The sequence below is a fragment of the Thiospirochaeta perfilievii genome (assembly GCF_008329945.1).
GTDB classification, from domain to species: Bacteria; Spirochaetota; Spirochaetia; order DSM-2461; family DSM-2461; genus Thiospirochaeta; species Thiospirochaeta perfilievii.
The window spans coordinates 3,630,797-3,653,952 of the sequence record NZ_CP035807.1; the positions used below are offsets into that span (position 1 = coordinate 3,630,797).

Genomic DNA, 23,156 nt, shown 5'->3' on the forward strand with positions numbered 1-23,156 from the left:
CTCCTTTTATAATATTTAGAATTATTGACTAGGGGATTAACAGTTGTCAATTTTTTTATAAATAAAAAAGTATTGATTAGATTCTTATTCCTTTATATCATTTTTAAACTAATAAGGATGATAAATGAATAACATGTTTAAACCAAAATTTTTTACTCTGCTTAAAAGAGGATTTACTAAAGATCAAGTAGTATCAGATATTCTTTCTGGTGTAGTTGTTGGAATAGTCGCCCTGCCCCTAGCTATAGCGTTTGCTGTTGCATCTGGTGTCTCTCCTGAAAAGGGTATTATAACTGCAGTAATTTCCGGTTTTATAATATCATTATTAGGGGGAAGTAGGGTTCAAATTGGGGGGCCAACTGGAGCATTTATTGTTATTGTTTATGGTATTGTAGAGACCTACGGTATTAATGGACTAATTATTTCCACAATTTTTGCTGGAGTTATTCTTCTTATTATGGGGGTTTTTAAATTAGGAGATCTAATAAAATATATCCCACACCCACTTGTTGTTGGTTTTACTACAGCAATTGCAATAATTATCTTTTCAACCCAGATAAAAGATGCATTAGGTTTAAACATAAATAGTGTTCCATCAGATTTTCTAGGTAAATGGGTTGTTTATTTTAATAATATTAAATCTATAAACATCTATTCTGTAACAATTACAATACTGACAATCATAATAACAGTATGTTCATCCAGGTATGTAAAAAAAATTCCAGGATCCTTTATTTCAATAATATTTTTAACATCTGTTGTAAGTCTTTTTAAAATACCTGTTAGTACTATAGAGACTTTTTTTGGTTCAATACCTAATAATATAGAGTTTATTAGACCTCAATTTAGTTGGGATATGTTACATATATATATAAAACCTGCCTTTACTATAGCTATTCTGGGTGCAATAGAGTCTTTATTATCTGCAGTTGTTGCAGATGGTATGATTGGAGGGAATCATAGGTCAAATACAGAGTTAATAGCCCAGGGAATAGCAAACATAGTAACACCTTTTTTTGGAGGAATCCCTGCAACTGGAGCTATTGCTAGAACAGCAACAAATGTTAAAAATGGAGGTCGTACACCAATAGCCGGTATAATACACTCTATTACTCTACTATTTATTATGGTTTTTCTTGGTAAGTGGGCAAAACTTATCCCCATGGCGACATTAGCTGGAGTATTAATTGTTGTATCATATAATATGAGTGAGTGGAGAACCTTTTTATCCATATTAAAGGGCTCGAAATTTGACTCAGTTATACTTTTAACAACATTTTTCTTGACACTTTTCTTTGATCTGACAGTTGCAATTGAAGTTGGTGTTGTTCTATCTGCATTTATATTTTTAAAAAGAATGACTGACTCATGGAATATAGAATTAAAGGATAGGGATTGTGATGATATTGATACATATAAAAATCTCCCTAGTGATGTAATTGTTTATGAAATTAGTGGTCCCCTCTTTTTTGCAACGATTAAAGAGTATATAGAAGTATTAAAAAATAGTGGTATAAACTACTCTAGAATAATTTTACGAATGAGACATGTTCCTTTTATTGATGGTACAGGTCTTCACAATCTAAAGGATATTATTACAAGGTTAGAAAAAGATAATAAAACAATTTTTATTTGTGATGTTACAGAGAGTATTAAAAATAGCTGTGAAAACAGTATAATTAAGACAGAAAATATTTTTTATAGGTTTGATGATCTAGTTAAACTTCTATAACAGATAGGGTAAATAAATAAATACTGCTATTATAATGGAGATTATTACTGATAATAAAACAGCACCCGCACTTATGTCTAAAATCTTTTCGGCAAGTTCATGGTAATCATCAGTAAAGAGTTTTACTAAAAACTCAATAGCAGTATTAAACAGTTCAGCAACTAAAACTAGTCCAATAAGAAGAATTATAATCATCCAGTCACTTTTACTAAACTCTAATAAAATAGCTGAAAAAATAACTGAGATTGTTGCAGCAAAATGTATTTTAAAACTATTATCCGATGTAAAAGCTATAAATAAACCTTTAAAGGCACACTTAAATTTAAATAAAACACTATTTATTCTATGCATATAAACACTCTATTCCTTTAAATACGTAAAGGCAAATAGATCTAAGTCTATTTTATCATCTTTATCGAATTTAATACCTTCTGCTAGTAGGAGAGCTTTTTGTTCGTTGTAGGTGTTGTAATCCTTTATTGATATTTTACCCTCTCTGTTTACAACTCTAAACCATGGGAGATTATATCTATTTGTTTGTGTTTTAAGAACCCATGATACAGCTCTAGCACCTCGACTATTTCCTGCAATATTTGCAATAGTTCCATAGGTTACAACACTCCCCTTAGGTATATTTTTAATAATATCAACTATTCTTTTGGTTAGTTCCGTCATTCTTTAACTTCTGTTCCTCTATGTACTGAAATATAAAAAGAAATATCGCTCCAAAAGTAATAGATAGATCTGCAATATTAAGGATTCCAGTTCTAATATTACCAATCCCAAAATTTAAAAAGTCTGTTACAGCACCTAAGTGTATTGCTCTATCATACACATTTCCAATTCCACCACCAATAATACATGCAATGGCTATAGACTGCTTAAAAGAGACATTTTTTCCTAATATCAAGTACAATATCCCAGCTATTATTGCTATTAGTGGGAATAAAACCAAAACAAATGTCTTTAGGGGTTGGGGTAAATTTGATCCTAGCCCTAGAAATGCACCACTATTTTCAGCATAAGTAAGTATGAAAAAGTCACCTATTACATTAATTATACCCTGTCCCTGTATATATATACGTGCAAAATATTTTGATATTTGATCGATAGCAAGGTTAAAGATAACCACTACTATCAATACTGAATTAATTCCTTTTTTTGTCATAAAAAACCTCTTGATGATTATATATTTAGTTTCTAAGGATGTCTATCTCTACCCTTCTATTATTACTTCGCCCCTCAGGGGTACTATTTGTATCAACAGGAATATCCCCGGCTAATCCTTGTATCTCGATACTCTCTGAATCAATATAGTTATTCTCTACTAGATAATCTGCAACAGATCTAGCTCTATTAGTTGATAGAGTATTAAGATACTCTTGGTCTATCTTGCCAAAGAGTGCCGTATGTCCTAATACTCTTATATTTATGTCGCCCTGTTCTTTTAATGTTTCTCCAATTCTATTAAGGTACTTTTTTACACTCTCTCTTAGATTCCAAGACTCAGGATCAAAAAGTAATGAGTTAAATGTAATTCTTATAAAATCATCTTCCTCTGTAACGGTAGTTTGTGGAGTTGTTTTAAGTTCAGTAAATAAATTTGTAAACTCACTTTTATCTAAGTTATTTTTAGGCCAGCTCTTTGACTTAGTTGTTCCTTTAAAAGTATATTTATCACCGGTTGAAGTATAAAAATCCAGAACGTAAGTATCGTCTACACTGTACGGCCTTCCCAAGTCTAAATCCCAATATAGAATCTGCTTGGAACTGCTAGATATCTTTATGGGATAAAAGTCTCCCCACTCTAGGTATGGAGTAATTTTTTTAAAAATATTGTAATTTATATCTATTATTGCCATATTTTTATTATCAATCTTAGTTAACTCTCTTAAATTATAAAAAACTCTAAATTCAGCAAATATTGTATCATCAATATTAAAACCGTTTTTTAAATTAAAGTACTCTATACCATTTGATGTCCAACTATCTCCAACTTTAAGATCTCTTTTAGGGAAGACAGGGACTCCTTTAACCGCGGGAAACGAGTTAGAAGAAAGACTATTAATTTCACCATCTAGGAACTGTATTATCTCTCCAGACTCTTTAGTATGTGTTGTATAGTAAACACTTTTCAACCCTTTAGACTCTTGGAAGACGTGTTGATTCAGTAATAATTTTGCACTCTCTTTATCACTAGATATTATATTAACGCTATATTTATTAAGAATAATACTACTTAATTCAATTCTATTATTAAAAAGAACATTTTGGTAAACAGTGGATTCAATTCGATAACTCTCATCAAATCTATAATGTAAATCGATACTAAAAATAGTATTTGTAATTACAAAGTAGATAATAAGAAGTCGAATTTTCATCTATTACTCACAAAAAGATATGATGTTTTCCCATTATCTACGTTAATCATAGCTACAAAATTTTTATCTTTAGTAAAGAGTGCTACATCTCCTGATTTAAACTTTTCTCCACTATCTAAATAAAAAGAGTCTCTCATATGTTTTCCATTTCTTATATCTTTAGCTGCATTATCAGAAATATATGATACCTGTCGACCTAGATCTGTAATTAAATTATATGGACTTACTAAATTTCTACTTTCAAATAGATCTCCAGTTACAGAGTCATCTATGGAAAATGGACCTACCTTTGTTCTCTCTAATTTAGTTACATAGGCTAGTGAGCCACTATTTACTCCAAGATCACGAGCTAGAGATCGAATATATGTTCCCTTAGAACAAGATATTTCTACATCTAAATCTCTACCATTCCAATTTATTATATTAAAATCGTTTATTGTAATCTCTCTTGGTGGAATTTTTACTTCCTCACCCTTTAGTTTTAATTGATACGCTCTACTACCATTAATATGAACTGCAGAAAAGTCTGGTGGTATTTGTGAAATAGTTCCTTTAAAACTCTTATTAATCTCTTTTTTAATCTGATCTATAGACGGGATAGGTTTCTCACCTATAAAATCACCCTCAGGGTCCAGTGTTGTAGTAGAAGTCCCAAATGTAAAAGTGGCCAGATAGGTCTTATCCATTCCTGTTATATAAGGTGCAAATTTAGTCATTTTTCCGGTTAAAATAACCAAAAGACCTGTTGCAAACTTATCTAGAGTTCCTGTATGACCAACTTTTTTAGTATTTAACTTTTTTTTTAATATACCAAGAGCCTGAAAGGATGTTACTCCCTCAGGCTTCTTTAGTAATATCATTCCATCATGACTCATGATCTGTAACAACTTCATCAATTATTTTATTTACTTCAAATCCATGTTCAATTGAATCATCAAAAATAAAATTAAGTTTAGGAATAGTTCGCATATGTAACTTTTTCCCAAGAACTCCCTGGATAAATCCAGCAGCTCTATTTAAGCCACTTACAGCTTTTATTGCTTTATTGTGGCTTTCAAATGATGATACATATAGTTTTGCATGTGACAAATCTTTAGAGACTACAACTTTAGATATGGATACTAAAGTATTCACATTAGGATGTTTTATTATCCCCTTCATAATCATTGTACTTATTTCGTCTCGTATTAAACTCTCAACACGACGTATTCTAACATCACTCACTCTTTAAACTATCTCCAAGTTTTCTTGCTATCTCTCTTACTTCAATAACTTCTAGGATATCTCCTACTTTTACATCGGTAAATGATTCTAGACCAACACCACACTCAAATCCTTTTTTAACTTCCTTAACATCGTCTTTAAAACGCTTAAGGGAACCAACAGGACCACTATGTGTCATAACGTCATCTCTATAAAGGTTTATTGTACTACCACGTTTAATATAACCGTCTGTAACATAACAACCAGCAACAAAACCAAGTTTAGGAACTTTAAATACATCCCTAATTTCAACAGATCCTACAATCTCTTCTTTAAGTTCTGGAGCTAACATACCTTCCATAGCATTTCTAATATCTTCTACACAGTCGTAGATAATATTATACTTCTTAATTTCAACTTTCTCTTTATCAGCAATTACTTGTGCTTTTGCTGTAGGTCTAACATGGAAACCAACAATAATTGCACTTGAAGCAGCAGCAAACATAACATTGTTCTCTGTAATTGCTCCTGTAGATGCTTCAATTACATTAAGTCTAATTTCAGCTGTACTAAGTTTCTCTAAAGATGCTGTTAATGCCTCGACAGAACCGTGTACATCACCTCTAATAATAACTTTTAACTCTTGAACTGATCCGTCCGATATAGAATCGAATAGGTTATCAAGGGTAATTTTCTTAACATTTCTAGCACTTTCAACTTTCTTAAGTTCTAGTCGTTTTTCACCAAATTGTCTTGAAACTTTTTCACTTTCAGTTACTTGGAAAGGGTCTCCAGAGTTTGGAACACCTGACATACCTAGAACCTCAACTGGTGTGGAAGGAAGAGCTTCTGTAACTCTATTTCCTCTATCATCAAACATAGCCCTAATTTTACCAGAGTAAACTCCTGCTACAAATGGATCACCAACTTTTAATGTACCCCGTTGAACTAATATTGTAGAAACTACACCTCGACCCTGATCAACTTTTGACTCAATAACTTTACCTTCAGCTTTACAGTCATAGTTAGCATCTAATTCTAACATTTCAGATTCTAACATTACAGCATCTAATAGGTCATCAATACCTTCACCTTTAAGTGCAGAGATCTGTACAAACTGGTTAGTACCACCCCATGACTCAGACATAATTTCATGCTCGGCTAACTGCTGCATAACTCTTTCTGGATTTGCATCAGGAAGATCACACTTATTTACAGCTACAATTATTGGACATTTAGCCTCTTTTGCATGTAAAATCGCTTCTCTAGTCTGTGGCATAACACCATCATTAGCAGCAACTACTAATATAACAATATCAGTTACTTGTGCTCCCCTTGCTCTCATAAGAGTAAAGGCTTCATGACCAGGTGTATCTAAAAATGTTATTCTACCCTTAGGTGTTACTGTTGTATAAGCACCAATATGTTGGGTTATCCCACCTGACTCACCTGCAGCTACAGATGCGCTTCTGATTGTATCTAGTAGTTTAGTCTTTCCATGATCTACATGCCCCATAACTGTTACAATTGGAGGTCTAGACTTAAGGTCTGCACCATCATCACTATCACCCTCAATAATGGTCTCATCATAGAGTGATACAATATTAACATTACAACCATACTCTTCTGCTAGCAGAGTCGCTGTCTCTGAATCTATCTGTTGGTTAATTGTAACCATCATACCCATACCCATTAATTTTCCAATTAAGTCTGATGCTTTTAGATTCATTTTTCTAGCCAGCTCTGAAACTGTAATAACTTCCATAATATCAATAGATTTAGGTATTGGATTTGTATTATTTACAGTTTTTTTCACATAGTTATATGCTTTCTCTTGATTAGCTCTTTTCTTTTTATCATAAGAGGTCTTTTTCTTTGCTTTAAAAAATTTCTTAGGTGCTGCCTTAGTTACTGGAGCCGACTCTTTTTCAGCGGGTCTACTACCACCACCTCGATTAAAACCACCACCTTGCCCTGGGCCACGATTAAAACCGCCACCTTGGGGTCTGTTACCCTGGTATCCACCACCTTGGGGTCTGTTTCCCTGGTATCCACCACCTTGGGGTCTGTTTCCCTGGTATCCACCACCTTGGGGTCTGTTACCCTGGTATCCACCACCTTGAGGTCTGTTACCCTGGTATCCACCACCTTGAGGTCTGTTACCCTGGTATCCACCACCTTGAGGTCTGTTACCCTGGTATCCGCCACCTTGGGGTCTGTTACCCTGGTATCCACCACCTTGAGGTCTGTTACCCTGGTATCCACCACCTTGAGGTCTGTTACCCTGGTATCCACCACCTTGAGGTCTGTTACCTTGATATCCTCCACTATTGGATTCAGGTCTTCTCTCAAAACTTCCACTCTGTCTAGGACCGGAAGGTCTTCTATCAGGACTAAATGATCCTGATTGTCTTGGTGATGTTGGTCTAGAAGGTGAAAATGACCCAGATTTTCTTACTGGATTTCCATCTGCACTATCACTAGATTTAGCTTTAACCACAACCTTTGGATGGGGTTTTGAAGGACTTTTCCTTCTAACAACAACTACTTTTTTCTTTTCGCTTTTGTTTTCTAAGGGAGTTTCACTTCTATGTTTTATTATCTCTGCATGTTTTTTTCTTTATTATCTTCACTCATAAATTATTTCTACTCGTCTCCATCTTCTTCATCTTCTACTTCAAAACTTAATCCAACACCACACTTAGGACACGCTTCCATATCTAAAGTAATTGGCTCGCCACACTCAGGACATTCAAACTCATCTTCAAATGCTTCTTCTTGGATCTCTTCATCTTCTTCATACTCTTCATCTACAATTTCAACATTATCTCTAAGGATACCTTCAAGTATTTCTGTATCTTCTTCTGATAATCCTGGGAGTTTAAGAAGCTCTGCATGATTAGCTGCTACCAATGTCTCAATAAGTTCAATATCATTGTTATGTAAAATCTCAACTAATTTTGGTGTAATACCTGGTAATTCTGAAATTAATACAATCTCATCATTATCATCACCAAACAGTGCATTTACAGCATCATTAGCTTCAAATGATATATCCATATCCTCAACTTGTTCTGGAGTTTTAACATCAATATTCCAATCTACAAGTCTATTAGCCAACCTTACGTTAAGACCCTGCTTACCAATAGCTAATGATAACTGATCCTCTTCAACAACCGCTAAAGCTGATTTTTTATCCCTATCTATTATATAAACATTTGATACCCTAGCTGGAGAGAGAGCATTTTTGATATAAGTTGCAGCATTGGATTCATACTTAACAATATCAATTTTTTCACCCTCAAGCTCTTTTACTATAGCTTGAATCCTAATACCCTTAAGTCCAACACATGCACCTACAGGATCAACATCATCTCTTAATGATGATACTGCAAATTTAGTCCTATATCCAGGCTCTCTAACAATCTTATGAACTTTTACAGTTCCATCATAAATCTCAGGTACTTCTAACTCAAATATATTTTGAACAAACTCGGAGTGTGTTCTTGTAAGAACTATTTGAAGTCCACCCCTCTCTCTATTAACTTCATGAACTAAAGCCTTAATTCTATCACCAGGTCTATAAACTTCTCGAGGAGATTGAAATCTCTTTGGAAGAATTCCCTCTGATCTACCTAAATCAACAAAAATGTTACCATTTTTCTCTCTTTGGTAATACCCAATAATCATCTCTCCAACTTTATCTTTAAATTCAGAGTACAATGAATCTTTCTGTATATCTCTTAAGTCCTGCTTTGCTTTTTGTTTAGCAGATTGTACAGCTACTCTATCAAAATTAGATTTGTCTACTGGAATTAGAAGATCATCACCTATTTCACTTTCGCTATTATAGGTTAAAGCATCCTCAAGAGAGATCTCTTCCATAGGAAAAAGAACTTTTTCTGAAACCATTTTTTGAGCGTAAACCTCAACATCTGTTCTATCTTCATTAAACTTTACTACAGCATTATCACAATGCCCATATTTCCTTTTGTAAGCTGCTAATAAAAAATTTTCTATTGTTTTTAAAACCAGCTCTTCAGAAATACCTTTTTCCTGCTGTAGTTGTTTAATAGCTTCAGCAAAATCTGAAACCATCGATGCACCTCCTTTCCTAGTAATCTAGTTTTCCTTTTCTTATATTATCGATATTAATCTCTATCGATTTATTACTGCTATCTATTAGAGTAATCACTCCATCTTCGCTCTTAATTAGTTCACCCTTAATATAGTCATCCTCATCAAATGTGAGAACCTTAATTTTATTTCCAATAAATATTGAATACTCTTCTCTATTTTTAAATGTTCGGGTTATACCTGGGGAAGCTATTTCTAAGTAAAAATCAAAATCTTCTGCTAACATTTCTAATCTAGGGAATAAAACTTTATGAACAGCGGCACAGTCATCTAAACTGATCCCATCCCTACTGTAAACAATTACTCCTGCTTTTAGTTTTTTCCCACTTAATCTTTGTAGATTAAAATCTACTAAAAAAAAGCCACTTTTTTCTACTACTTTTAATGCAGCATCTTTTAAGATTACGTCAATACTGTCTGACACTAATTTCCTCCGGCCATAAAAAAAGAGTCTCCAGCGGGACTCTTCTAGCTCCAAAATAATAATTTATTTAAATATAAGATGAATATTAAATAATGTCAATCTCGATAAAGAGTTATGGAATAAATAGTCATATTTGAATTTTTAAATAGTTTTGAACATGCATTAATCGTAGCACCTGTAGTAAATACATCATCTAAAAGTATTATAGGCCTATTAGAATCAATTTTTTTAACAACTTTAAAGCTATCATTAAGATTATTGAATCTCTCTACTCTATTTAGTTTTTTCTGAGTTTTGCTAAATCGTTTTCTTAGTAGGTGTTCAACCCTTAACCCTCTATATCTTAAAATTTTAAGAATAGGATCTAATTGATAACCATTTTTAATCTTTCTCTTTATTAATGATGTTGGAACAGGACAAATAATTGGGTCCTCAAAGTTACCCTTTATATAATCAATTATTAACTCTGCATAATAGTATGAGAAAATTATCTGTTTTTTAAATTTATAGAGCTTAAGTATCTCTTTAGCAACTGAACTGTATAGAAAAAAGGAGTAGTTATTTTTATATTGTATATCTTCTGTAATACACATACTACATTGATCAACAAATAACGACGTAGGGATTCCACACTTTCTACATACCATGCCTTTTTTCAATGTAGTAGGTTTACAACTATCACATAGAGGATATTTATTATTAGTTTCTAAACCACAAACAAAACAGTAACTTTCAAACATACTATATCTATATATTTAAAATTACTGTCTATTCAGATAAAAGCTCTTTTTGCCATTTTGCAACATAATTAATTGCTTCTAATGGTGTAATTGAGTTAAAATCAATCCCTTTAATAGCATTTAATATATACTCCTCAGAAGAAAAAAGCTCTGTGGCATACAATTTCTTTTTATTACTTGATTTTGGAATTTCTGACAGCTCTTTTTTAGAGCTACTAGTTATAATATGCTCTAATAACTCATTGGCCCTTTCTATAACTTCATTTGGAACACCAGCTAACTTTGCAACATGTATACCGTAGGAGTTATTAGAAGCCCCTTCAATAACTTTTCGCAGAAAAAGTATATCCTTCCCAGTCTCTTTTACTGCCATAGATAGGTTGAACATATTATCTTCTTTTAACTCTGTTAGTTCATGATAATGGGTAGCAAACAGGGTTTTTGCTTTAATATTGCTTAATATATACTCACAAATAGCCCAAGCTATTGATAACCCATCATTAGTGCTAGTACCCCTACCGACTTCGTCCATAATAACTAAGGACTCTTCTGTTGCTGTTCTTAATATATTTGCAGTCTCATTCATCTCAACTAAAAAAGTAGACTCACCCCTTGCTAAGTTGTCACTTGCTCCTACTCGGCAAAATATTCTATCCACAATACTGATTTTTGCACTATCTGCAGGAACATAGGAGCCTGTTTGGGCCATTAAAACTATAAGGGCTACCTGTCTTAAGTAGGTAGATTTACCAGCCATATTAGGACCGGTAATAAGAGCAAAGTTTCTGTCTGTAGAGTTAAGTTTTATATCATTTGATATAAACTCTCCTTGGGGTAGATGAGCCTCTACTACAGGATGTCTCCCATTAACTATTTCAAGGGAACCACTCTTATTAAGTTCTGGCTTTATATATCCATGTACCGTTGCAGAGTAAGAGAAGGATTGAAGTGTATCTAACTCTCCAATATTAACAGAAAGTGCCATAAGATTTGTAATCTTATCCTTAACCAAGTCTCTAATCTTTAAAAAGAGAGCTTTTTCTAACTCAACAACTTTTGAGTGAGAGTTATTAATTTCAACTTCTAAGTCATTTAATTTTTCAGTTGTAAATCTATCACCATTTACTAATGATTGTCGCCTAATAAATGATTCTGGAACTTGGGATATATTAGATTTTGAAACCTCAAAAAAGTATCCTAAAATCTTGTTATACTTGATTTTTAAGTTATTTATACCTGTTTTTCTCTTCTCTTCTTCTAAATACTCATCTAATATAGTCTTACTTTGACTCTTCATATTTCGGTATCTATCAACTTCACTGTTGTAACCATTTTTTATTAATTTGCCTTCGGTAATTAGTATGGATGGCTCATCATCAATGGAGTTCTCTAAAACTGTATATAAGCCTTCTAGAGAACACCTATCTTCAGTGTTTTTAAAGAGGGAGAAATCAGACCACTCTTCAAGAAGTAGATCTATCTCTAAAGACTCTTTTATCGAGTTTTTAATGGCTATTAGGTCCTTTCCGTGAGCCTTATCCATTGCAACCCTTGAAGTTAATCTCTCGATATCTAAAATATTGCTAAGTCTATCCCTTAAAGTAGATAACATTGTTTGGGATTGATATATAAACTCAACCTTTTTATGTCTTTTATCTATCTCGGTAATATCTTTTAATGGGTGGGTTAACCAACGCCTTAAGTTTCTACCACCCATAGGTGACTTTGTATAATCTAAAACATCTAATAGGGTGTAATTTTTACTACTATCCTGTAAATTTCTAATAATTTCTAGGTTTTTCTGGGTTGATTCATCTAAGTTTAAGTAGTCTGAATCACTATAGAACTCTAAATTCCTTAAGTGGGGAAGATAAGATTTAGATTTTTCCGAAATATAATCTAGAATAACTCCAGGTGATAGTAGGGAGATATCACTCTCTTCAAACCCAAACCCCTTTAAAGAGTTAACTTGAAACTGCTGTTTTAACCTCTCTATAGATGTATCTAATTGAAATAGCCACTCTGGATACCTATTTAGAAGAAAGGAACAATCTTTTAATATCTGACTTAATGTGTCATCTTCAAGAAGCGTCTCTTGTAATATTAGTTCTTTAGGAGATACTCTAGCAAGCTCTTTCCTTAACTTATCACTTCTCTCATCCCAAGAGAAACTTGTAGTTCTAAACTCTCCTGTAGATAAGTCACTGTATGAAAAAGAGAGTCCTTTTTTATCACCACCAAAGGCTGCAATGTAGTTATTACTCCTAGAATCTAAGAACTTTTCATCTACGATGGTCCCAGGTGTTATAATTTCAACTACTTCTCTTTTTGCAATGCCCTTTCCACCAACAGGCATTTCTACCTGCTCACAGATGGCTATTTTTTGTCCTTGAGCTAAAAGACGCCCAATATAGTTAGGTGCAGAGTGATATGGGATTCCACACATCTGAACACCTCCCCGTCTTGTAAGTGTTATATTTAACATTTTACTTACTTCAACAGCATCTTGGTTAAACATTTCATAGAAGTCGCCAAGTCTAAAAAAAAGGACAGATCCCTTGTTCTCAGACTTTAGGCGATTATACTGTTTCATCATTGGTGTATCATTGGAAGCCATATTATTACCTACTTTGGAAGATGAAGAACTCTATCTGCTTTATTCTCAAAAGGCTTATAATAAATTGCAATATGACCAATAATTCTAACTAAAGAAGAGTCTGTAAATGATTCTAACTCTAGGGATATATCCCTCTTTAACTCTCTATTACTAGCAAATTTAACCTTAACTATTTCGTTAAACTTAAATGCTTCATTTGTTGCTTTACCAACACTCTCTGTTAAGCCTTCTTTTCCAATATATACAACAGGCTTTATCCTATGTGAACACTTTGTTAGGTAACTTCTTTGAGAGCTTGTTAAATTTGACATCAATTCTCCTATTTAATAATTATTAATTAAAAATACCCTAAATCCTATAAAAATAATAGTATCCAGTGTAAAATCAAGGAATGAATTTAATACTTTTTAAAAAAGAAGAAGAGTTAGGTTTTCTTCCTAAAGATGATGCAAGATATAAACACATAATGGATATTATAAAAGTTACAATAGGTGATAAACTTGATTTTGGTATAATTGGTGGAAAAAAAGGGAAAATTACAATTACTAGAATAGAAGATAGAGGTTTTTACTTTGATTATAATTTAGATAATGATTCTCCTGCCCTCTATCCTGTCACCCTTATAATAGGAACTCCTAGACCCCCAGTTGCTAAAAGACTATTAAAAGATCTATCAACAACTGGTGTAGAGAAGATAATAATGTGCGCAACAGATCTAGGGGAAAAGACATACCTATCTAGTAAGTTGTGGAAAGACCAGCAGTATGTAGAATATATTATCGAAGGAGGAATACAGGGTGAATCAACTCTTCTTCCTGAAATAGAGAGATACTATTCATTAAAAAAAGCTATTGAAAGCATACCATCAGATGTGGATAGATTAGCAATGGATAATATATCTCCAGATCTTACTCTATCATCCTATATACCAAAAAGTAAAAACGTTGTTATATGTATTGGCGGAGAGAGGGGATTTTCTGACAGAGAGCGGAATATTCTAAGGGATAGTGGTTTTTCTATATTTAAAATTGGGGAGAGAGTATTAAGAACCGAAACAGCTTGTCACCACGTATTAGGTAGTATTTTAACAACTATGGGGTTAATTTAAACCTTACAAAAAGTGGATTATGATCACTATTAGTAGTTTTTAATGCCTTAGGGTTTTGATCTATATCTAAACCCTTAAAATAGATATGATCTAGTGTGTTAAAAAATAGAAATTTCTTAATATTTTTACTATAACTATTATTAAAACGTACTTTTTCCAATCCAATACCTGTTATTATTTTATCTAGAATTTTACTTCTTTTTTTATTCCATGTATTAAAATCACCAGATAAAATAACAGGCCCATTATGGGATTTTATGTTATACTCTAACTGCTGAACTTGGGATATAAATTTCCAAAAACCAACAAAATTAATAGCATGAATATTTATTACTAATAACTCCTGATCACATTGAGATATTCTATACTTTGTTGATAAAAATATTTTTGGAACCTTAATAAACGGTTCAAAGGCGTGGGATTTAGTTACTTCGGAAAAACTATGCTTACCGTGGCTTGCTGTTAAAACTCCAGAGTGGAGATTTTTAAATAGATCAATAAAATTAGGTGCAAAAATAAAACCGTAATGCTCTGAAAACAGAAGGGATTCTAAACCTTTTTTGAACTGACACTCCTGTAGTAGTATTATACTAGGATTGTACTTATCTAAAAGAGTTTTAAACTCATTCCTCCAGTTTGAAAAGTTATTTTTTTTTTGAATATTCCAATTTAGTAGAGTTATCTCGTCTCTACTAATCTCTTCAACTGAGTAGGTGTGATTTTCAATTAAATAATTTGTCTCATTAAATCTTTTCATAATTTACTTCAATGTGTACCCAGAAAATATCTAGGTACACACTTATTATAGTATAAATTATATTAATTTTCTCTCTTTTTTGCACCCTTTCGGCCTTGTGCAGAAAGAATCTTTTTTCTTAGTCTAATAGATTTTGGAGTAATTTCTACCATCTCATCTTCTAAGATAATGTTTATTGCTCTCTCTAAACTCATTGGACTAACAGGTGTTAATACAACAGCATCATCCTTCCCAGAGGCACGAACGTTTGATAACTGTTTAGCTTTACAAGGATTAACATTTAAATCATGCTCCTTATTTCTAACACCGATAATCATACCCTCATATATTGGAGCTCCAGCTTCAATATAAAGTGTTCCCCGTGGCTCTAAATGGAAAAGAGCATATGGCACAGCAGAACCTGGTCTATCGGCTACTAAAGATCCAGTTAATCTAGAAGGGATAGCACCTTTATACTCTTCAAATCCAGCTGATATTGAGTTCATTATACCCGAACCCTTAGTATCAGTTAAAAACTCATCCCTATAACCTATTAGTGCTCTTGAAGGAACTAGGAAGTCAATTTTACATCTACCTCCGTGCTCAGTCATAAAGTTTGACATAATACCCTTTCTTTTGGATATTTTCTCAATTATTACACCGGAATGGATCTCTTCGCAGTCTATACTTAAATGCTCCATAGGTTCCATTAATTTACCATCTTTCTTATGACAGATAACCTCTGGTCTACCAACACAAAGCTCAAAACCTTCACGTCTCATCTCTTCGATAATAATAGCCATTTGAAGTTCTCCACGACCTTTTACTATCCATCCATCACCATCTTCTGCAGGAACAACTTGAATAGCAACATTATTAAGAGTCTCTTTTTCAAGTCTGGCTTGTAGTTTACTTCCCTGTACAATTTTACCCTCTTGTCCTACAAGAGGAGAAGTGTTAATTGTAAATCTCATGGATACAGTTGGCTCTTCAACCTCTAAACGTGGGAGTGGCTCTGGTGCATTTTCAGCACAGATAGTGTCCCCAATAGAAACATCAGATACGCCGGATAGAATAACAATATCACCTGGCTCTGCAGTTTCAACCTCTTCGTAACCTACACCCTTATGAACTTGAAGCTTTGAAACCTTAAGAGGTGTTCTATCTCCATTTTTATCAATACATACAAGTTTATCTTTAGCTGTAACAGATCCGTTATGAATTTTACCTATGGCTAATCGACCTAAAAAGTCAGAGTAACTTAAATCACATACTAACATTTGGAATGGAGTATTTATATTGTGTGTAGGCCCTGGTATTTCATTAATTATTGTATCAAATAAAACATCTAAATTACTTGCTTCATCATCTAAATCTTTTTTTGCAATACCATCTCTTCCAATTGCATAAATTAGAGGAAACTCTAACTGCTCGTCTGTAGCATCTAAATCTATTAATAGATCATTAACTTCATCAAATACAACTAAAGGTCTTGCATCACCCCTATCGATTTTATTTATAACTACAGTAAGATGTAAACCTAATTTTAGTGCTTTATCTAGAACAAAACGAGTTTGTGGAAGTGGTCCTTCAGATGCGTCGACTAATAAAATAACTCCATCAACCATAGATAGAGCTCTCTCTACCTCACCACCAAAGTCAGCATGTCCTGGTGTATCTAAGATATTAATCTTAACACCCTTCCACTCTACTTCACAGTTTTTTGCTGATATTGTAATCCCCCGCTCTTTTTCAAGATCTTGGTTATCCATTAATCTATCTTGTACAGATGCACCCTCTCTAAAGAGTCCAGCCTGCTTAAACATTGCATCTACTAAAGTTGTTTTACCATGGTCAACATGGGCAATTATTGCTATATTTCTTATTTTCTCGTTTTGTCTTATTGGCACGATTTTATCCTTCTGTCAAATAGAATTTGATTTAACTACGGAAAGATACCCTTATTAGGAGTTAATTACAATAGTAAAAAAAGCAGATGGAGTATATTTTTGAGTATAAAAGGAAAGATTTGCTTCTAATACAAAAAGTTTTATATAATATTGAAAATTGATGGGAATCTAAGAGATATTATAATATAAATATAGGTAGGGGTGTAGTATAATATAAAAGCCTAAAGAAAAATCTAAACGGAGTATTTTATGGATAGAAGTAGATTAAAAAGTCAATCAATATATAGTGTTTCAATTAGGAATCATTCAAAAAGTGGTGATATTCAAGGGTTAATAGATGACCTTCCAAGAATTAAAGATTTAGGTGTAAATATAATATGGATACTACCCCACTATCCTATAGGAAAGGAAAACAGAAGGGGGGATATAGGGTCACCCTACTCTGTATCAGACTATTTTTCTGTGAACCCAGAATTAGGTGGTTTAAATGATTTTAAAAATTTAATAGATAGATGTCATGAACATGGACTAAAAATTATAATTGATATTGTATTTAACCACGTATCCTGCGACTCAGTTGTTGTTCTAGAGCATCCTGAATGGATATTACAGAATGAAAAAAATCAAATGATTGGTAAAATTCCTGACTGGGATGATGTATACGACCTCGATTTTAGTAATAGTGAATTAAAAAATTACCTAATAGAAGTACTACATTACTGGGCAGAGTTAAATATTGATGGATTTAGATGTGATGTAGCATCTGTTGTACCTTTAAGTTTTTGGTCTATGGCTAAGGATACACTCTCTAGTGATCATAGGGATTTAATCTGGATAGCAGAGAGTGTGGACAAAGAGTTTATATCCTTCATTAGACATAACGGTTATGTATGTCACTCTGATTCAGAATTATATAATGTTTTTGACATACTCTATGACTATGATATCCAATACAGCCTAGAGGGCTATATTCAAGGAGATATTCCATTTCAAAAATTTATTGATGAGCGTAGAAACCAGGAGATAATATATCCAGTGGATTATCTAAAACTGAGATTTTTAGAGAACAATAACACTATACGTGCTGCAAAACTTATTAAAGATGACTATCTTTTAATAAATTGGAAGGCTTTTTCTCTTTTTGAGAAGGGAGTTCCCCTTATCTATGCAGGAGAAGAGTATAAAATATCACAAAAAGTTAATATTCTAAGTAATGAAACAATAAACTGGACAGATATTGATGCAAGTTTTTACGATATGATTAAAAAGATTTTAAGTATAGACCATATGGATATTGTTAAAAACGGTATATATACTATAAACGCCCTTGCAGATAACTGTGTTCACTTACGATATAGAGCAGAGGGAGAGACTCTCCATGGTATATTTAATTTTGGAAAAAAAGACAGGAATATTAAAGTTGAAGTATTAAAAGGAGATTATCTTAACATTGTAACTGGAGAGAATTTTTCTATAGATCATGAGAAATTGAATCTTAAAAAAGCTCCATATATTTTTAAATCTATACCTTAAGGATTATTTTCATTATAATACTGTATGAACATTTTTAAACAATTATGGATTTTAACACTTTTTTATATTTTAGGTGAGAGTTTAGTACGCTTTATTCCATCACCTTTACCAGGAAATGTAGTAGGTTTTTTGCTAATGTTTATGGCTCTTAAATTTAATTTAGTCCCAGAAGAGAAGATATCTACTGTTTCAAACTTTTTTCTTAAAAACCTAGCTATTCTTTTTATACCTGGAGGAGTAGGTTTAATTACAGTAATTCACCTCTTTAATGGGAATATATTAAAAATAATTCTAATACTTTTAATATCTACTACCATAACCCTGCTATCTACCGCCTTTACTATCTTATTAATTGAAAGGATAAAAAAATGAATTATATATTTTTAACCATAACCTTCTATATAGTTTTTACTAAACTTCAACAAAAAACTAAGATACCACTTCTTAACCCTGTACTACTCTCTGTAGCTTTTTTAATATTATTCTTAAAAGTAACAGGGATAACCTATGAGGAGTACTTAACTGGAGGTAAGTTTATATCCATATTTTTAGGTCCAGCTACTGTCGCCTTAGCCCTACCACTCTATAACAATTGGGATATCCTAAAAAAAAGGGGTTTAGTCTTAATTATCGGTATTTTAGTAGGTTCCATAGTTGCAATTACATCGGTATGGTTTTTATCGAAACTCTTTGGGGTTAATAGTGAAATAACCCTAAGTCTACTACCTAAAAGCATAACAACTCCAATTGGTATGGAGGTTTCAAAGAAGATTGGAGGAATCCCCTCCCTAACAGTATCGGTTATTGTTTTAACTGGAATTTTAGGAAATATACTAGCTCCTATATTATTTAGACTTTTTAATATTAAAGACTCTGTTGCTATAGGTGCAGCCCTTGGAACTTCCGCCCATGCAATAGGTACTTCAAAGGCTATAGAGTTAGGTGAAGTAGAAGGGGCTATTAGTGGCGTATCTATAGGAGTTGCAGGCCTAATTACATCACTAATAATCCCTTTATTACTACTAATATTTTAATTACTCTTTTACTGAACCCATAGTTAATCCAGAAACAAGGAATCTTGAACTCTTGTAAAAAAGGAATACTACAGGAATTGAAATTAATACGGACCCCGCAGAGTATTGACCCCACGCTGTCTGATACTGACCTTGCAGATCTCTTAAACCTAGAGTCCATGGATGCATTGTAGACTTTCTTAACATAATTGAAGCTAACATAAACTCATTCCATGAAGACATAAAGTTAAAAAGAAACGCTACAGCTAAAGCAGGAAGAGTTAAAGGTAATATTATTTTAAAGAAGATATACATTTTAGGTGCACCATCGATCTCTGCTGCCTCTTCTAAAGACCTGGGTATAGTGTCGTAATACCCTTTTAAGATCCAGATACTAAATGGAACAGCTTGAACTGAGTAGGCTAATATAATTCCAGAATATGTATTAACCAGACTTAATTTAGTTGCAATAATAAAAAGAGGAATTATTAACATAGCTGCAGGAATCATTTGTGTCCCTAATAAAAATAGTAACAGAGCACTTCTTCCTCTAAACTTCCATCTAGAAACAGCATAGGCTGAGAATGCAGCGATACTCAAACCAATAACAGCTGTAATTAGAGTAATTATTGCTGAGTTCCAAATCCATAAAAAGAATTTTCCATTACTAATTAAAGTTATGTAGTTATCCCATGTTGCATCTAGTGGTATTATTCTTAAAGATGTAGACAGTAGTCTATCTCCAGGTCTTAAAGATACTGATATGATTCTTAATATAGGAAATATTGTTACCACTGAAAAAACTATCATTACAATTTGCTTAATAATTGATTCAATTAAAGTATCTTGTTGTATTAAAGGTGTTGAGTTTTTTTTCATATCAATCCCCCACGGCCTTAAGAGCACCGGTTTTTTTCATATAAATTATGCTTATTCCAAAAAGAATAAAGAATATAACTAAAGCAAATGCTGCTGCAAAACCATACTGATTATAAGTAAATGCCGCACGATACAGGGCTGTTACTAGAATATCAGATGTTTCTAACATAAACTGGTTAATAAAATACGGAACATTAAAGTTATTAAATGTCCATATAATTCCAAGCATTACAGATGGAGCTAAAACAGGTTTAATAAGAGGAATTGTTATTTGAAACAGTCTTGTTCCCTTACCTGCACCATCCATAGCTGCAGCCTCATAATACTCTGATGGAACACCCTGTAAGGCTCCTAGACATATTACCATCATAAATGGGACACCCATCCAGATATTAGTAATATTCATAGCGACAAAGTTCCAGAAACCATCTGTCATCCAAGGAATAGCAGCTGCATCTCCAAATAAACGTCTTAATATAATATTAAAAAAACCATACTCTGAGTGGAACTCACCTCTCCATGTTAAACCTGAGATTACAGGAGGCATGGCCCATGGAAGAATAAGAATACCCTTGTACAACTCTTTAAATCTAATTTTCGAGTTAAGTATAAGTGCTAACATTAAACCTAAAACAACATGGAATGTTACCTGAATTGCTGTCCATAATACTGTCTGAAACAGTAGTGGCCAGAATGTCATTTTTTTTAGTATTTTAGTTGTGAACACTCTTTTTATATTATCAAAAAAATATGTAATACCAAATGATGGATCTTTAAAATGGTGAAGATTCATATTACTAAATGATAATACCAGTTCATAAATTAAGGGAATAACGATTAATAAAAATAAACCTATAACAGCTGGAGCTAACAACATACCTGTTAATGCTTTATCGCCTGCTTTGAGTACTTTATTATAAACCAAAAAAATCACTGCTTCAACTATTCCAAATGCAATTAGAATCAGTGCTAGTGTTATTCCAATCTGCGAAAGACTTTTCGCTACGATTTCGAAGCTCATGTTGACGTTCTCCTTAAATAAAAGGGGCTTTATGCCCCTTTATTCTAATTATTGTTGTGCAGCGATACCTGCTACAGCAGACTCTTGCATTAACTCTGCAGCATCAGCAGGTGAAATATTACCAGCTAAAACTTGAGCTAATTCAGGTTTAATACCATCCCATACTGCTCTCATTTCAAGAACTGTAGGCATTGGAGTTCCAACTTCTAACTGATATGAAGAACCTTTTAAAATTGATGACTCTTTAATTTTTGGTGCATCATATGCAGCTTTTAAACCAGGTAGTCTATTAAAATCATTAACCTGTGAGTATTGAACATCTTTTGAAGTAAAAAACTCTATTAACTTAGCAGCAGCTTTTGCTTTTGCAGCATCAATATCTTTTGGTACCATTAAGTAGATACCAGCAGTATATGGAGCAGGCCATTTTTTAGTTGCTGAAACCATAGGAATTCTTGTAACTCCTAATTTATCACCAAATAATTTTTCATAATCACCTAAAGACCAGTCACCGTTAATTATCATAGCAGCTTTACCCTCTTTAAAAAGTGTATCAGCAGCGTTATAGTCACACTCTTGAGGCACTATAGCGTATTTATTTTTAAGATCAGATACAAATTGTAAAGCGTTAACCATCTCTTTAGTATTTAATGTTGGAGTAACTCCATCAGCAGCAAATACTTTACCATTAAAACCACCTAACCAAGGAACAAACCAGAATGGCTCTGTTTGGTTATATACTAATCCATACATATCGTCAGTAGTTAACTCAGTACCCATAGCAATTAACTCATCAGTTGTAGTTGGAGGAGTTTGAATTAAATCCTTATTATATATTAACATTAAATGGTTACCACTAGACATTGGAACAGCCCATGAGCCTTCTGCAGTTGTAACAGTCTCAACAAATTTTGATAAGTCTACAAGACCATCAACGGATTGTATTAAATCTGCAGTTAAAAATGGTCCAGCATGGTCAGAAACTGTCCATAATAAGTCTGGTGTTTCACCTGCTAATGAAGCGGTTTGAAAATCCTCTCTTAATTCATCAACAGTTGTTTTTTTAACAACTTCAACAGTTATAGTTGGATTCTCAGCCATGAACTGCTCGATAAGTGCCATAGTCCACTGTAATGTCCCATCAGCATCCCCTTCTTTAGTCCACATTTCTATACTAACATTTCCATCTGAAGCAGCTTCAGTGTTTGAGTTAGCAGACAAAAATTGAAAACTCATAAGTACTGTTAAAATAAACAGAATAGCTTTTTTCATTTAAATATCTCCTTTTATTTACTAAATGATAAGTTAATCTTAGTTTCACAAAAGGCAGATGTCAAAAGTTTTTTTTAATATACCCGAAAAAAGGCAAGCGTTTTCATAAATCTATTCTTCTTCTTCTAAAAGGTTTAGAATTTCTTGAAAATCGACCTTACTGTCGACACTTAAATCTTTAATTAATAACCATAATACGTTACTTACTTTATATACCTGTAGGTCCTCATCTTTTTTCATCAAATAGATGTCATCAGTAACAACATCCCCCTTAACTCCAACAATTTTAAAATGTATATCCCCACTACTTGTTTTACCAATCTCTATAACACCGTTACTATTACTTAGACTGTATACACCTGCATAGTTGGTTTTACTCCAGCTAAGCTCTCCCCTTTCTGTTCTTAAAACTAGATCATTCATAATTTTAATATTCTCTATTCTATCCAT

The 23,156-nt window shown here is 33.0% G+C and carries 23 protein-coding genes; 5 read left to right on the forward strand and 18 right to left on the reverse strand.

Going from position 1 to position 23,156, the window contains the following annotated elements; genetic code table 11:
• Positions 1–124 precede the first annotated feature (124 nt).
• Positions 125–1,732, forward strand: coding sequence for a SulP family inorganic anion transporter (locus tag EW093_RS16825; RefSeq protein WP_149569507.1), 1,608 nt, complete (start codon positions 125–127; stop codon positions 1,730–1,732).
• Here the strand turns inward: EW093_RS16825 and EW093_RS16830 are convergent.
• The 12 genes from EW093_RS16830 to EW093_RS16885 form a co-directional block, all read right to left on the reverse strand.
• On the reverse strand, positions 1,727–2,083 hold the full coding sequence (locus EW093_RS16830) for a diacylglycerol kinase family protein (RefSeq protein ID WP_149569508.1): 357 nt from the start codon (positions 2,081–2,083) through the stop codon (positions 1,727–1,729). The genes EW093_RS16825 and EW093_RS16830 overlap by 6 nt on opposite strands.
• Before the next feature lie 9 nt (positions 2,084–2,092).
• On the reverse strand, positions 2,093–2,407 hold the full coding sequence (locus tag EW093_RS16835; RefSeq protein WP_149569509.1) for an MGMT family protein: 315 nt from the start codon (positions 2,405–2,407) through the stop codon (positions 2,093–2,095).
• On the reverse strand, positions 2,379–2,900 hold the full coding sequence (gene lspA / locus EW093_RS16840) for a signal peptidase II (RefSeq protein WP_149569510.1): 522 nt from the start codon (positions 2,898–2,900) through the stop codon (positions 2,379–2,381). The genes EW093_RS16835 and lspA overlap by 29 nt, the downstream gene beginning before the upstream one ends.
• A 25-nt stretch (positions 2,901–2,925) precedes the next feature.
• On the reverse strand, positions 2,926–4,113 hold the full coding sequence (locus tag EW093_RS16845) for an OmpA family protein (protein ID WP_149569511.1): 1,188 nt from the start codon (positions 4,111–4,113) through the stop codon (positions 2,926–2,928).
• Positions 4,110–5,006 (reverse strand): tRNA pseudouridine(55) synthase TruB, encoded by an 897-nt coding sequence (gene truB, locus EW093_RS16850; protein WP_149569512.1) that lies wholly within the window; start codon positions 5,004–5,006, stop codon positions 4,110–4,112. Before truB ends, EW093_RS16845 begins: the two co-directional genes overlap by 4 nt.
• Positions 4,978–5,337 (reverse strand): 30S ribosome-binding factor RbfA, encoded by a 360-nt coding sequence (rbfA, locus tag EW093_RS16855; RefSeq protein WP_149569513.1) that lies wholly within the window; start codon positions 5,335–5,337, stop codon positions 4,978–4,980. Before rbfA ends, truB begins: the two co-directional genes overlap by 29 nt.
• Positions 5,330–7,816, reverse strand: a complete 2,487-nt coding sequence (infB, locus tag EW093_RS16860) for a translation initiation factor IF-2 (protein WP_246745053.1) — start codon at positions 7,814–7,816, stop codon at positions 5,330–5,332. Before infB ends, rbfA begins: the two co-directional genes overlap by 8 nt.
• A gap of 146 nt (positions 7,817–7,962) precedes the next feature.
• Entirely contained in the window at positions 7,963–9,414 is a 1,452-nt protein-coding gene (nusA, locus tag EW093_RS16865; RefSeq protein WP_149569515.1) for a transcription termination factor NusA, read from the reverse strand.
• A 16-nt stretch (positions 9,415–9,430) separates the two neighbouring features.
• A complete protein-coding gene (locus EW093_RS16870; RefSeq protein ID WP_187759758.1) occupies positions 9,431–9,877 on the reverse strand; it encodes an LSm family protein in 447 nt (148 codons plus the stop codon).
• Between the two features lie 95 nt (positions 9,878–9,972).
• Complete coding sequence (locus EW093_RS16875; RefSeq protein WP_149569517.1) at positions 9,973–10,617, reverse strand: ComF family protein; 645 nt, start codon at positions 10,615–10,617, stop codon at positions 9,973–9,975.
• Positions 10,618–10,645: 28 nt separating this feature from the next.
• Positions 10,646–13,234, reverse strand: a complete 2,589-nt coding sequence (gene mutS / locus EW093_RS16880; RefSeq protein WP_149569518.1) for a DNA mismatch repair protein MutS — start codon at positions 13,232–13,234, stop codon at positions 10,646–10,648.
• A gap of 8 nt (positions 13,235–13,242) precedes the next feature.
• Positions 13,243–13,545 carry a YhbY family RNA-binding protein gene (locus tag EW093_RS16885; protein ID WP_149569519.1) on the reverse strand — a complete coding sequence of 101 codons (303 nt, stop codon included), beginning with the start codon at positions 13,543–13,545 and terminating at the stop codon, positions 13,243–13,245.
• Positions 13,546–13,625: 80 nt separating this feature from the next.
• On the opposite strand from EW093_RS16885, the gene EW093_RS16890 reads away from it, so the two are divergent.
• Positions 13,626–14,342 (forward strand): RsmE family RNA methyltransferase, encoded by a 717-nt coding sequence (locus EW093_RS16890; protein ID WP_149569520.1) that lies wholly within the window; start codon positions 13,626–13,628, stop codon positions 14,340–14,342.
• On the opposite strand, the gene EW093_RS16895 is transcribed toward EW093_RS16890, so the two are convergent.
• On the reverse strand, positions 14,326–15,099 hold the full coding sequence (locus EW093_RS16895; protein ID WP_149569521.1) for an endonuclease/exonuclease/phosphatase family protein: 774 nt from the start codon (positions 15,097–15,099) through the stop codon (positions 14,326–14,328). The genes EW093_RS16890 and EW093_RS16895 overlap by 17 nt on opposite strands.
• A 62-nt stretch (positions 15,100–15,161) precedes the next feature.
• A complete protein-coding gene (gene typA, locus EW093_RS16900) occupies positions 15,162–16,988 on the reverse strand; it encodes a translational GTPase TypA (protein WP_342781920.1) in 1,827 nt (608 codons plus the stop codon).
• Positions 16,989–17,237: 249 nt separating this feature from the next.
• On the opposite strand from typA, the gene EW093_RS16905 reads away from it, so the two are divergent.
• From EW093_RS16905 to EW093_RS16915, 3 genes are read left to right on the forward strand one after another with little or no spacing between them, the layout of a single operon-like run.
• Positions 17,238–18,521, forward strand: coding sequence for an alpha-amylase family glycosyl hydrolase (locus tag EW093_RS16905; RefSeq protein WP_149569523.1), 1,284 nt, complete (start codon positions 17,238–17,240; stop codon positions 18,519–18,521).
• A gap of 24 nt (positions 18,522–18,545) precedes the next feature.
• Positions 18,546–18,893 carry a CidA/LrgA family protein gene (locus EW093_RS16910; RefSeq protein ID WP_149569524.1) on the forward strand — a complete coding sequence of 116 codons (348 nt, stop codon included), beginning with the start codon at positions 18,546–18,548 and terminating at the stop codon, positions 18,891–18,893.
• Positions 18,890–19,555 carry an LrgB family protein gene (locus tag EW093_RS16915; RefSeq protein WP_149569525.1) on the forward strand — a complete coding sequence of 222 codons (666 nt, stop codon included), beginning with the start codon at positions 18,890–18,892 and terminating at the stop codon, positions 19,553–19,555. Before EW093_RS16910 ends, EW093_RS16915 begins: the two co-directional genes overlap by 4 nt.
• Here EW093_RS16915 and EW093_RS16920 read toward each other — a convergent pair whose 3' ends face one another.
• The 4 genes from EW093_RS16920 to EW093_RS16935 form a co-directional block, all read right to left on the reverse strand.
• On the reverse strand, positions 19,556–20,413 hold the full coding sequence (locus EW093_RS16920; RefSeq protein WP_149569526.1) for a sugar ABC transporter permease: 858 nt from the start codon (positions 20,411–20,413) through the stop codon (positions 19,556–19,558).
• A 1-nt stretch (position 20,414) separates the two neighbouring features.
• Positions 20,415–21,434: a carbohydrate ABC transporter permease gene (locus tag EW093_RS16925; protein WP_149569527.1), complete on the reverse strand. Its 1,020-nt coding sequence runs from the start codon at positions 21,432–21,434 to the stop codon at positions 20,415–20,417.
• 48 nt (positions 21,435–21,482) lie between these two features.
• On the reverse strand, positions 21,483–22,706 hold the full coding sequence (locus tag EW093_RS16930; RefSeq protein ID WP_149569528.1) for an extracellular solute-binding protein: 1,224 nt from the start codon (positions 22,704–22,706) through the stop codon (positions 21,483–21,485).
• Positions 22,707–22,817: 111 nt separating this feature from the next.
• Complete coding sequence (locus EW093_RS16935) at positions 22,818–23,156, reverse strand: hypothetical protein (protein ID WP_149569529.1); 339 nt, start codon at positions 23,154–23,156, stop codon at positions 22,818–22,820.